This window comes from Streptomyces sp. MMCC 100, assembly GCF_041538145.2.
Lineage (GTDB): Bacteria > Actinomycetota > Actinomycetes > Streptomycetales > Streptomycetaceae > Streptomyces.
This window is the reverse complement of record NZ_JBGORK020000001.1, coordinates 7117668-7130064: the sequence shown is the minus strand read 5'-3', so window position 1 is coordinate 7130064 and position 12397 is coordinate 7117668. Positions and strand designations below refer to the sequence as shown.

Here is a 12397-nt window from a genome sequence, read left to right as displayed (position 1 = left end):
GAAACGGCGCGGGTCCCACGCGCATGTCTGCTGCGTGGCCGCCCCCTCACGTAGAGTGCCGAAGACGACACACAGCCCCGTAACTCTTTCGAGTGACCATCGTTGAGAGTGCGGAGGCGGTTGAAGGAACAAGTGCTCGGGCGGGCGTCCGGGACGGTCGACCGCACAGGTGACGATTTCGTACCAGCCTGGAGGCTCAACGTGACGCGCAAGAGCTGCGGAGGACGGCCATGACTTCCGTCCTCGTCTGCGACGACTCCCCGCTTGCCCGAGAGGCGCTCCGCCGCGCGGTCGCGACCGTGCCCGGCGTCGAGCGCGTGACGACGGCCGCCAACGGCGAGGAAGTCCTCCGCCGCTGGGGAGCCGACCGCTCGGACCTGATTCTGATGGACGTGCGCATGCCCGGCCTGGGCGGCGTCGAGACCGTGCGGCGGCTGCTGTCCGCCGACCCCGGCGCGCGCATCATCATGCTCACCGTCGCCGAGGACCTGGACGGCGTGGCCCTCGCGGTCGCCGCCGGTGCCCGTGGCTACCTGCACAAGGACGCCTCGCGCGCCGAGCTGCGCGCCACCGTGACCCAGGCCCTCGCCGACCCGACCTGGCGGCTCGCTCCGCGCCGGCTGCGCTCGGCCGAGATGGGCGCCGCGCCCACGCTCACCGCGCGCGAGATCCAGGTCCTGGAGGGCATGAGCCACGGCCGCTCCAACGCGGAGATCGGCCGCGAGCTGTTCCTCTCCGAGGACACCGTCAAGACCCACGCCCGTCGGCTCTTCAAGAAGCTCGGCGCCTCGGACCGGGCACACGCGGTGGCGCTCGGCTTCCGGTGGGGCCTGGTCCGCTAGGGGCTCCCCGTGCGATGGAGTCCGAGAGGGCCCGTCGGGGACGTGACGATCCCCGCTTATCGCGAGGTGAGCGGGGGTGACAAGGCGACCCGCCGGGTGCCCGCTGCTCGTTTCGCCGCGGATGACGCATCCTTGAGGTGTGGAGTTCCTCGGGGACGAGTCGGTCGAGCGGAAGGGGAGGGCGCAGGGGATGAGTTCCGGCGCACCTGCTCATAACGCTTCGGTGCACAACAACGGGCACGGAGCCACGGATCGGACGGCCGCAAGGCACCATGGACCGATGCGTGACGACGAGGCGCCCCCGGACCAGGGGACGGTCGGTGGGCTCGTCCACCGCGCCGTGGACGGGGACGAGCAGGCCACGCACGACCTGCTCGCCCATGTCCACCCCCTGGCGCTGCGCTACTGCCGCACACGTCTGTCCCGGCTGCCCGGCGACGCCCGGCACTTCGTCGAGGACCTCGCCCAGGAGGTCTGCGTCGCGGTGCTGCTCGCGCTGCCCCGCTACAAGGACACCGGACGCCCCTTCGAGGCGTTCGTCTTCGCCATCGCCGCCCACAAGGTCGCCGACCTCCAGCGCGCCGCGATGCGCCACCCCGGCTCCACGGCCGTCCCGTCCGACGAGATGCCCGAGCGGCCGGACGACTCCCTGGGCCCCGAGGAGCGGGCGCTGCTCAACAGCGACGCCGCCTGGGCCAAGAAACTGCTGGCCAACCTGCCTCAGAACCAGCGCGAGCTGCTCCTGCTGCGCATCGCGGTCGGGCTCACGGCCGAGGAGACCGGGCAGATGTTGGGAATGTCACCGGGAGCCGTGCGGGTCGCCCAGCACCGGGCGCTGAGCCGGCTGCGGGCGCTGGCGGAGCAGTAGTTCACGCGGCGGCCCGCGCGACGCTCCACCTCGTACAAAGGCACGAAGGTCGCACGCTTCCTTGATCGTGGAATGACCCACGTCCACTTCCCGTTAGCATGGACATCCGCACCGATCAAGGCCATTTGGGGAAGGTGTCATGACTGCCAACGTCGACGGAGTGCCCGAGAAATTCGCGACACTCGGGCTGACCTACGACGACGTGCTGCTGCTGCCGGGCGCCTCCGCGGTGCTCCCGAACGCGGTCGACACCTCGTCCCGCATCTCCCGCAACGTGCGGGTCAACATCCCGCTGCTCTCCGCGGCCATGGACAAGGTGACCGAGTCCCGGATGGCCATCTCCATGGCCCGCCAGGGCGGCGTCGGCGTCCTGCACCGCAACCTGTCCATCGAGGACCAGGCCAACCAGGTCGACCTGGTGAAGCGCTCCGAGTCGGGCATGGTGGCCAACCCCATCACCATCCACCCGGACGCCACCCTGGGCGAGGCCGACGCCCTGTGCGCCAAGTTCCGCATCAGCGGCGTCCCGGTCACCGACGGCGCGGGCAAGCTGCTCGGCATCGTCACCAACCGCGACATGGCCTTCGAGACCGACCGCTCCCGGCAGGTGCGCGAGGTCATGACGCCGATGCCGCTGGTCACCGGCCAGGTCGGCATCTCCGGCGTGGACGCCATGGAGCTGCTGCGCCGCCACAAGATCGAGAAGCTTCCGCTGGTCGACGGCGACGGCGTCCTCAAAGGCCTGATCACGGTCAAGGACTTCGTGAAGGCCGAGCAGTACCCGCACGCCGCGAAGGACGCGAAGGGCCGCCTGCTCGTCGGCGCCGCCGTGGGCGCCAGCCCCGAGGCGCTCGACCGCGCCCAGGCCCTCGCCGAGGCCGGAGTGGACTTCCTGGTCGTCGACACCTCGCACGGCCACAACAGCAACGCGCTCAGCTGGATGTCGAAGATCAAGTCGAGCGTCGGCATCGACGTCGTCGGCGGCAACGTCGCCACCCGTGACGGCGCCCAGGCCCTGATCGACGCGGGCGTGGACGGCATCAAGGTCGGCGTCGGCCCCGGTTCCATCTGCACCACCCGTGTGGTCGCCGGCATCGGCGTCCCGCAGGTCACCGCGATCTACGAGGCCTCCCTCGCCGCCCGCGCCGCCGGGGTGCCCCTGATCGGCGACGGCGGCCTGCAGTACTCCGGCGACATCGGCAAGGCGCTCGCCGCCGGCGCCGACACCGTGATGCTGGGCAGCCTCCTCGCGGGCTGCGAGGAGTCGCCGGGCGAGCTGCAGTTCATCAACGGCAAGCAGTTCAAGTCCTACCGCGGTATGGGCTCGCTGGGCGCCATGCAGTCCCGCGGCCAGGGCCGGTCGTACTCGAAGGACCGGTACTTCCAGGCCGAGGTCGCCTCGGACGACAAGCTCGTGCCCGAGGGCATCGAGGGCCAGGTCCCCTACCGGGGTCCGCTGGCCAACGTCCTGCACCAGCTCGTCGGCGGCCTGCGCCAGACCATGGGCTACGTGGGCGCCGCCACCATCGAGGAGATGGAGTCCAAGGGCCGCTTCGTCCGGATCACCTCCGCGGGCCTCAAGGAGAGCCACCCGCACGACATCCAGATGACGGTCGAGGCGCCGAACTACAGCCGCAGCAAGTAAGCACAGCAGGCAGCAGCCTCCTGAGGGCGGCTCCGGACCATCCGGGGCCGCCCTCTGCGGTGCCCCGGCGAGCCCGTCGGGGATACTGGAAGGCGCTGCAACGCATCAGGGAAAGGCCACAGACGTGACTGAGATCGAGATCGGGCGCGGCAAGCGCGGCCGCCGGGCGTACGCCTTCGACGACATCGCCGTCGTCCCCAGCCGCCGTACGCGGGACCCGAAGGAGGTCTCGATCGCCTGGCAGATCGACGCCTACCGCTTCGAGCTGCCGTTCCTGGCCGCTCCCATGGACTCGGTCGTCTCCCCGGCCACCGCCATCCGCATCGGCGAGCTGGGCGGCCTCGGCGTCCTCAACCTGGAAGGGCTCTGGACCCGGCACGAGGACCCGCAGCCCCTGCTCGACGAGATCGCGGAGCTGGACACCGACAACGCGACCCGCCGCCTCCAGGAGATCTACGCCGCCCCCATCAAGGAGGAGCTGATCGGACAGCGCATCAAGGAGGTGCGCGACTCGGGCGTGGTCACCGCCGCCGCGCTCTCCCCGCAGCGCACCGCCCAGTTCTCCAAGGCGGTCGTGGACGCGGGCGTCGACATCTTCGTCATCCGCGGCACCACCGTCTCCGCGGAGCACGTCTCCGGCTCGCACGAACCGCTGAACCTGAAGCAGTTCATCTACGAGCTCGACGTCCCGGTGATCGTCGGCGGCTGCGCCACCTACACCGCCGCCCTGCACTTGATGCGCACCGGCGCCGCGGGCGTCCTCGTCGGCTTCGGCGGCGGCGCCGCCCACACCACGCGCAACGTGCTGGGCATCCAGGTGCCCATGGCCACCGCGGTCGCGGACGTGGCGGCGGCCCGCCGGGACTACATGGACGAGTCCGGCGGCCGGTACGTCCACGTCATCGCCGACGGCGGTGTCGGCTGGTCCGGCGACCTCCCCAAGGCCATCGCCTGCGGCGCCGACTCGGTGATGATGGGCTCCCCGCTGGCCCGCGCGACCGACGCGCCGGGCAAGGGCAACCACTGGGGCATGGAGGCCGTGAACGAGGAGCTGCCGCGCGGCAAGAAGGTCGACCTCGGCACGGTCGGCACCATCGAGGAGATCCTCACCGGCCCGTCCCGCAACCCCGACGGCTCGATGAACTTCTTCGGCGCCCTGCGCCGCGCCATGGCCACCACCGGCTACAGCGAGCTGAAGGAGTTCCAGCGCGTCGAGGTCACGGTCGCGGACTCGCAGCACCGGCGGTAGTCGCCACGGCATGTGAAGGGGCCGGTCACCTGGTGGGGTGACCGGCCCCTTTCGCGTGCTCGGGGGCTCTTGAGGGGGCGCGTGACGCGGCACGGGGGCGTGCGGTGGTGTTCGGGGCGAATACGCGGGGGAGGGCTGTGCCGGATCGGTAATGTCCCTGCTCGGCGACCCAGTTCTCTGGAGCGCCCCCTTCCAAGGAACCGTTCCGGACCCCGCTCCTCGGGGCCCGGCCCGAATTCCAGACGGACCGCCTCACCGGGATATGGGCGGCATCGTGGAAGGGGGCGCGCCATGGGCCGTCACCGCAAGCCCACCCACTGGGACCGGATCCGTCTACGGATGGTGAAGTTCCGGAGGAGGTGCATCTTGTGGACCTATGGGAAGTGAGCGCCCACCCCTATAAGGCGTAGGGGTGGACACTCCGTTCACTTCTCGGGAGCCTGCTGCACATCCCTGCGGTGGGCTCCCACCTTCTGCGGTGCCGGACCGCCATCAGGTGGCCCGTTCCGGAGGAGGTGCATTCTGCGGATCTACGCCAAGTACGTTACCCGGCGATCTCAACGTCTGCCACCAGCCTCCGCGGTACATGAATCTGTGCGCCCCCGCCTCACAACCGGTGCGCCGCCCCCGTCGGTGTGGCGCCCCGCGTGTCCAGCAGCAGCTGGGCCTTGACCGACAGGCCCTGGAGGTCGTACGTGCGGTGCTGCTGGAGCAGGATCGTGAGGTCGGCGTCGGCGGCGGCCTCGTAGAGGGAGTCGGCGCGGGGGACGGGGCGGTCGGCGACGTTCCAGGACGGGATGTGCGGGTCGTGGTAGCTCACGGCGGCGCCCATCGACATCAGGCGGGTCGCGATCTCCTCGGCCGGGGTGGCCTGCTGGTCGGCGAGGTCGGCCTTGTAGGTGACGCCGAGGAGGAGGATCCGGGCGGCGCGCGCGGACTTGCCGTGCTCGTTGAGGAGGGCGGCGGCGCGCTGGACGACGTAGCGCGGCATCTGGGCGTTGACCTGCTGGGCCAGCTCGACCATGCGCAGGCTGTGCGGGGCCCGGCCGGTCAGGTCCTGGGGGACGGAGTGACCGCCGACGCCGGGGCCGGGGCGGAAGGCCTGGAAGCCGAAGGGCTTGGTCTCCGCGCAGCGCAGGACGTCCCACAGGTCGACGCCGAGGTCGTCGCAGAGCACGGCCATCTCGTTGACCAGGGCGATGTTCACGTGCCGGAAGTTGGTCTCCAGGAGCTGGACCGTCTCCGCCTCCCTCGGTCCGCGCGCGCGGACCACCTTGTCGGTGAGGCGGCTGTAGAAGGCGGCGGCCGACTCGGTGCAGGCGGGGGTGAGGCCGCCGATGACCTTCGGGGTGTTGGCCGGGGTGAAGTCGCGGTTGCCGGGGTCCACGCGGCTGGGGGAGTAGGCGAGGTGGAAGTCGCGGCCGGCGCGCAGCCCGGAGCCCTGCTCCAGGAGGGGGCGCAGGAAGTCCTCCGTCGTTCCGGGCCGCACCGGCGACTCCAGGATGACGGTGGTGTGCGGGCGCATGTGGGCGGCGAGGGTGTGGGCCGCGGCCTCCACCTGGGTGAGGTCCAGGCCGCCGTCCGCGCCCGGCGGGGTCGGCGCGCAGATGACGGCGGTGCGGACGCGGCCCAGCTCGGCCGGTCCGGCCGGCCCGGCCGGGGTGCGGAAGCCCGTGGCGAGCATCCGGCGCACCTCGGCGGGCGTGAGCGGGTCGGCCTCGGGGCCGGTGCGGTAGCCGAGGGTGGGGATGCCGGCGGCGACGGCGGCCTGGGCCAGGGGCAGGCCGTACGGGCCGAGTCCGATGACGGCGAGATCTGCGGGCATGGCGTGGGCCGTCCTTCCCAGTAACCGAAGCGGGACAGGTGCGCAAGCCCGGTGGACAGGATGGGCGAGCACAACGTCAGACTAGGAGTAAATATGACCGATTTGCGGGATTGATCTGCGGAGTTTCGGCGAGTGTCGACGGCGCGCCGCCTGCCGGTACGGGCCCGGGGGGAAGTTGTCCACAGGTTCGGGCCTGCGGCTGCCGAAGTCGGGCAGGCCGGTCAGAATCTGGGCATGGTGGGTACCAGGAACCGGGCTCGCCCGACGGGTGCGGCCGACGCGACCGACAGCGGGAGGCAGCAGTGAGGACAGCGACCCTTGGGCCGGCGGAGCGCGCCGAGTCGCTCGCCGCCATGGCCGAGCGCGAGCTCGACGTACTGGTGGTGGGCGCCGGCGTGGTCGGCGCGGGCACCGCGCTCGACGCCGTGACGCGCGGCCTGTCCGTCGGCCTGGTCGAGGCCAGGGACTGGGCCTCGGGGACCTCCAGCAGGTCCAGCAAGCTGATCCACGGCGGTCTGCGCTATCTGGAGATGCTCGACTTCGTCCTCGTACGGGAGGCGCTGAAGGAGCGCGGGCTGCTGCTCGAACGGCTCGCGCCGCACCTGGTGAAGCCGGTGCCGTTCCTGTACCCGCTCCAGCACAAGGGCTGGGAGCGGCTGTACGCGGGCTCCGGCGTCGCGCTCTACGACGCCATGTCCATGGCCCGCGGCCACGGCCGGGGCCTGCCGCTGCACCGGCACCTGAGCCGCCGTCACGCCCTGCGCGTGGCGCCCGCCCTGAAGAAGAACGCGCTGGTCGGCGCGCTGCAGTACTACGACGCCCAGATGGACGACGCCCGCTTCGTGGCCACGCTGGTGCGCACGGCGGCGGCGTACGGCGCCAAGGTCGCCAACCGCGCGCGGGTCACCTCCTTCCTGCGCGAGGGCGAACGGGTGGTCGGCGCGCGGGTGCAGGACGTCGAGGCGGGCGGCGAGTACGAGGTCCGCGCCAAGCAGGTCGTGAACGCGACCGGGGTGTGGACCGACGACACCCAGGCGATGGTGGGCGAGCGCGGCCAGTTCCACGTGCGGGCCTCCAAGGGCATCCACCTGGTCGTGCCCAAGGACCGCATCCACTCCAGCACCGGCCTGATCCTGCGCACCGAGAAGTCCGTGCTGTTCGTCATCCCCTGGGGCCGGCACTGGATCATCGGCACCACGGACACCGACTGGGACCTGGACAAGGCCCACCCGGCCGCGTCCAGCGCCGACATCGACTACCTGCTGGAACACGTCAACTCGGTACTGTCGGTGCCCCTCACGCGCGACGACGTCGAGGGCGTGTACGCCGGTCTGCGTCCGCTGCTGGCCGGCGAGTCGGACGCCACCAGCAAGCTGTCGCGCGAGCACACCGTCGCCCACCCGGTGCCCGGCCTGGTCGTCGTGGCGGGCGGGAAGTACACGACGTACCGGGTGATGGCCAAGGACGCCGTGGACGAGGCCGTGCACGGACTCGACCTGCGGGTCGCCGACTGCGTCACCGAGGAGACCCCGCTGCTCGGCGCGGAGGGCTACCAGGCGCTGTGGAACGCGCGGGCCCGGATCGCCGCGCGCACCGGACTGCACGTCGTGCGCGTGGAGCATCTGCTCAACCGGTACGGCGCGTTGACGGAGGAATTGCTCGAACTCGTCGCCGCCGACCCGTCCCTGGGCGAGCCGCTCACCGGTGCCGACGACTATCTGCGCGCCGAAGTCGTCTACGCCGCCTCGCACGAGGGCGCGCGGCACCTGGACGACGTACTCACCCGGCGCACCCGCATCTCCATCGAGACCTTCGACCGGGGCACGCGCTGCGCCCGCGAGGCCGCCGAACTGATGGCGCCGGTGCTCGGCTGGGACAAGGGCCAGGTCGAACGGGAGATCCAGCACTACGAGAAGCGGGTCGAGGCCGAACGCGAGTCGCAGCGCCAGCCGGACGACCTGACGGCCGACGCGGCGCGGCTGGGAGCGCCGGACATCGTGGCGCGGTAAGGAGGGCGGGCGGGAACCCTGCGGGCACCCTGGGCGTAGAGCACTTGTCGGGTGAGGGACAATGAAGGCTCTGTCAGGGCGGGTTGCATGAGGGGACGCATGTCGGAGGCGGAGCGGGCGGGGACATCCCGTACGGACAAGAGCGCACGTCTCCTCGCCGGGCGGTACCGGCTGGGAGACGTGCTCGGCCGCGGCGGCATGGGGACGGTGTGGCGCGCAGAGGACGAGACCCTCGGACGCACGGTCGCCGTCAAAGAGCTGCGGTTCCCGGGGAACATCGACGAGGAGGAGAAGCGGCGCCTGATCACGCGCACGCTGCGCGAGGCGAAGGCGATCGCGCGGATCCGCAACAACAGCGCCGTCACGGTCTACGACGTGGTCGAGGAGGACGACCGGCCGTGGATCGTGATGGAACTCGTCGAGGGCAAGTCGCTCGCCGAGGCCATCCGTGAGGACGGTCTGCTGGAGCCGAAGCGGGCAGCCGAGGTCGGGCTCGCCATCCTGGACGTGCTGCGCTCCGCGCACCGCGAGGGCATCCTGCACCGCGACGTGAAGCCGTCGAACGTACTGATCGCCGAGGACGGCCGGGTCGTGCTCACCGACTTCGGCATCGCCCAGGTCGAGGGCGACCCCTCCATCACCTCCACCGGCATGCTCGTCGGCGCCCCCTCCTACATCTCCCCCGAGCGCGCCCGCGGGCACAAGCCCGGCCCGGCCGCCGACCTGTGGTCGCTGGGCGGGCTGCTGTACGCCGCCGTCGAGGGCATCCCGCCCTACGACCGGGGCTCGGCGATCGCGACGCTCACCGCGGTGATGACGGAGAACCTGGAGGAGCCGAAGAACGCCGGCCCGCTGCGGGACGTCATCTACGGGCTGCTCACCAAGGACCCCGACCAGCGGCTCGACGACGCGGGTGCCCGCGCCATGCTCAACAAGGTCATCCATGCCCCGGAGCAGGCGGCCGGGGCTGAACCGGTGGATGCCACCAAGGTCGTACCGCTGCCCCCGCAGCCGGACAGGCGCGGGCGGCGCGGCGGTTCCGCGGGCGCGGGTGCCAAGCGGGCCGAGGAGGCCGGGGAGAAGCTTCGCGGAGCGCTGCGTTCCGTGCGCAAGGCCGCCGTCGGGGCGGGTGCGGCCGGTGCCGCTGCCGCCTCGCGGACCAAGCCGGGCGACGGCGGCGGGACAGCGGCGGGCTCGGCGGGTTCCACGGGCGCCGCCGGTTCCACGGGCGCCATGGGTTCCGCGGGGGCGACTGCCGCCGCGCCTGCGCCGCGGGCGGGATCGGGTGCCGGTGCTGGTAGGCATGCCGGTGCCGTCGGCAGGGCGGTCGGGCCGGCGGCCGGTGCCTCGAATGCCGCCGGGGGCGCGAGGAGCTCCGGCTGGCCCGTCGTACCGCCGCCGGACCTGCCGGCCCGGTCCGTGCCCCGGGCGCCGCTCACCGACGTGGTGCCGCGCCGGACACTGATCATCATCGCGGTGGTCGTGGCGCTGGCCGTGCTCGGCACCGTGCTGGCCCTCACGCTCGGCGGGGGCGACGACGACAAGGGCGCCGAGGGCGGCAACGGTGACAAGGCCGTGGCCTCCGCCGGCGCGAGCGGCGACACCAAGCAGGACGAGGAGAGCGGCACCGGCACCGGCACCGGCACCGACGGTTCCGCCTCCGACCCGGCGGCGAACGGGGACGCGAGCGGCGCCCCGGACACCGGAGCGAGCGCCTCCGGCGAGGCCGACGGCGAGTCGGACGACGCCGGGAAGTCCGACGACGACGAGGACGTGGCCACCACCCACCAGGGGGACCAGGGCTACCGCCTCGGGCTGCCCGAGGGCTGGAAGTTCGCCTCCACGGGCTCCTCGGGCGACCGGTTCACCGGGCCCCGCGGACAGAAGCTGCTGGTCGCCTGGACCTCCACGCCCAAGGGCGACCCCGTCGCGGACTGGAAGAACCAGGAGCGGTACATGGTCCGCTCGAACTACAAGAAGATCCGCATAGAGAAGGTGGGCTACCGGGACTGGAACGCGGCCGACTGGGAGTTCACCTACACCGACGGCGGCACCAAGTACCGCACCGTGGACCGGGGGTTCGTCGTCAACGACCACCAGGGCTACGCGCTCATGTACACCGCGAAGGCCGCCGACTGGGGCGACGACCTGCGCCGGGACACCTGGCGGACCCTGTCCAAGACCTTCGAACCCAAGTCCTGAGCGGAGAGGGAAGGTAGCCCGGGGCATGGGGCCCCGGGTTTGACCCGCTCGATATCTGGCATCAGCTCATTGCGGGTTGCCTCCGGCACGTATCGTGAGTGCTTGCGGACCGTACGCAGCCGGAACGGCCCGCCGGACGAACGGAATTGACCGAGGGCTGCCGGGGGTGGCGACGTGGACGACTACGCGGGACGGGTACTCGCCGACCGCTACCGCCTGCCGCTGCCGCCGTCCGACGAGTACGAACTCACCGAGAGCCGGGCCTTCGACACCTACAGCGGTCAGGAAGTCCTGGTCCGCCAGGTGCCGTTGCCGGAAGTCGTCGAGGCCGAGGTGCTCGACGCGGACGGCCTGCCCGACGGCTTCACGGCCCGGGACGGGGGCGCCCGGCACCCCGGCAGGCGGACACCGGCCGCGGGAGGCGGCCCCAGGCGGCCGGCCGATCCGGTGGTCCGGCGTGCCGTCGAGGCCGCGCAGGCCGCGGCGGCGGTGCCCGACCATCCGCGCCTGGACCAGGTCTTCGACGTCTTCGCCGAGGGCGGCTCGCTGTGGATCGTCAGCGAGCTGGTGGCCGCGAGGCCGCTGGCCGCGCTGCTCACCGAACAGACCCTGACGCCGTACCGGGCGGCCGAGGTGGCCTCCGACGTCCTCCTGGCGCTGCGGGTGCTGCACTCGTACGGCTGGGTGCACCGCAACATCACCGCGCGCACCGTGCTCGTCTGCGACGACGGGCGCGTCATGCTGACCGGCCTGGCGGTCGGGGCGGCGGAGGAGGCGCTGTGCGGGTACGACCCGGTGCCCCCGCCGCCCGACGAGGAGCCGGGCCCCGCGGTCGACCCGAACGGAACCTTCGGCCCGGGCGGCGGCGTCACCCGGGCCGCGGTCTTCGGGCCGGGCGACGCCGACCCCGAGGCCGCCCGGCGGGCCGCCATCGAGGCGCGGGGTGTCGGCGGGCTGCCGGTGCCCGGAGCCCAGGGAGCGGGCGGATCCCCCGCCGGGCTCGCGCCCGCGTCGCTCGACGCCGGCGGGGACGCCCGCGCCGCTCGCGCCGGTGCGATCGCCGCCTACCGCGCGGGTGCCAGGGCCGCGGCCCGCGTCCAGGAGGCCCAGAACGGCCGCGCGGCCCTCCCGGGCGCCCGCCCCGCCCCCGACGACGCCTCGCAGGCCGGCGGTTCCGGCACGGGGAGCGGACGACCGGGCTTCACCGCCGGTCCCGGCCTCCCGTACGACGACGGCGACGGCCCGGGCCGGTCTCCACACGGCACCGGACCGGGCGGGGCGAGGCCCGCCCACGGCACCGAGGCGGGCGGGACGGAGCAGGGCACCGCGCCCGGCACGGTCAGTGGGCAGCCGGGCTTCGCAGCCGCTCCGGAGTGGGCTGCGCACCCCGTCGACCGCGATGCCGCGTCCGGCGCCGGTTTCGACGCGGGCAGTGGGCAGCCGGGTTTCACCGGTCCCGGCCGGGGAGCGCACGCCGAAGGGTTGGGTGCCGCGTCCGGCGGCGGTTTCGACGCGGGCAGTGGGCAGCCGGGTTTCACCGGTCCCGGCCGGGGAGCGCACGCTGAAGGGTTGGGTGCCGCGTCCGGCGGCGGTTTCGACGCGGGCAGTGGGCAGCCGGGTTTCACCGGTTCCGGCCGGGGAGCGCACGCTGAAGGGTTGGGTGCCGCGTCCGGCGGCGGTTTCGACGCGGGCAGTGGGCAGCCGGGTTTCACCGGTTCCGGCCGGGGAGCGCACGCTGAAGGGTTGGGTGCCGCGTC

At 72.6% G+C, this 12397-nt stretch carries 8 protein-coding genes; 7 read left to right on the top strand and 1 reads right to left on the bottom strand.

Annotation, left to right across the window (positions count from 1 at the left end):
* Positions 1–230 precede the first annotated feature (230 nt).
* From ABS735_RS32815 to ABS735_RS32800, 4 genes are all read left to right on the top strand, one after another.
* Positions 231–842 (top strand): response regulator transcription factor, encoded by a 612-nt coding sequence (locus ABS735_RS32815; protein WP_003948568.1) that lies wholly within the window; start codon positions 231–233, stop codon positions 840–842.
* Positions 843–1122: 280 nt separating this feature from the next.
* Positions 1123–1710 carry a sigma-70 family RNA polymerase sigma factor gene (locus ABS735_RS32810; protein ID WP_030400271.1) on the top strand — a complete coding sequence of 196 codons (588 nt, stop codon included), beginning with the start codon at positions 1123–1125 and terminating at the stop codon, positions 1708–1710.
* A gap of 139 nt (positions 1711–1849) precedes the next feature.
* Positions 1850–3355, top strand: coding sequence for an IMP dehydrogenase (gene guaB, locus ABS735_RS32805; RefSeq protein WP_373901501.1), 1506 nt, complete (start codon positions 1850–1852; stop codon positions 3353–3355).
* A gap of 124 nt (positions 3356–3479) precedes the next feature.
* Positions 3480–4604, top strand: coding sequence for a GuaB3 family IMP dehydrogenase-related protein (locus ABS735_RS32800; RefSeq protein ID WP_052839813.1), 1125 nt, complete (start codon positions 3480–3482; stop codon positions 4602–4604).
* A 607-nt stretch (positions 4605–5211) separates the two neighbouring features.
* Here the strand turns inward: ABS735_RS32800 and ABS735_RS32795 are convergent.
* Positions 5212–6429, bottom strand: a complete 1218-nt coding sequence (locus ABS735_RS32795) for a nucleotide sugar dehydrogenase (protein WP_373901502.1) — start codon at positions 6427–6429, stop codon at positions 5212–5214.
* A gap of 302 nt (positions 6430–6731) precedes the next feature.
* Here ABS735_RS32795 and ABS735_RS32790 point away from each other — a divergent pair, with 302 nt between their 5' ends.
* The 3 genes from ABS735_RS32790 to ABS735_RS32780 form a co-directional block, all read left to right on the top strand.
* Entirely contained in the window at positions 6732–8438 is a 1707-nt protein-coding gene (locus ABS735_RS32790) for a glycerol-3-phosphate dehydrogenase/oxidase (protein WP_373901503.1), read from the top strand.
* A 99-nt stretch (positions 8439–8537) separates the two neighbouring features.
* Positions 8538–10640, top strand: coding sequence for a serine/threonine-protein kinase (locus ABS735_RS32785; protein ID WP_373901638.1), 2103 nt, complete (start codon positions 8538–8540; stop codon positions 10638–10640).
* 174 nt (positions 10641–10814) lie between these two features.
* A partial coding sequence (locus ABS735_RS32780) for a protein kinase (RefSeq protein WP_476755862.1) occupies positions 10815–12397 on the top strand: 1583 nt, incomplete at its 3' end.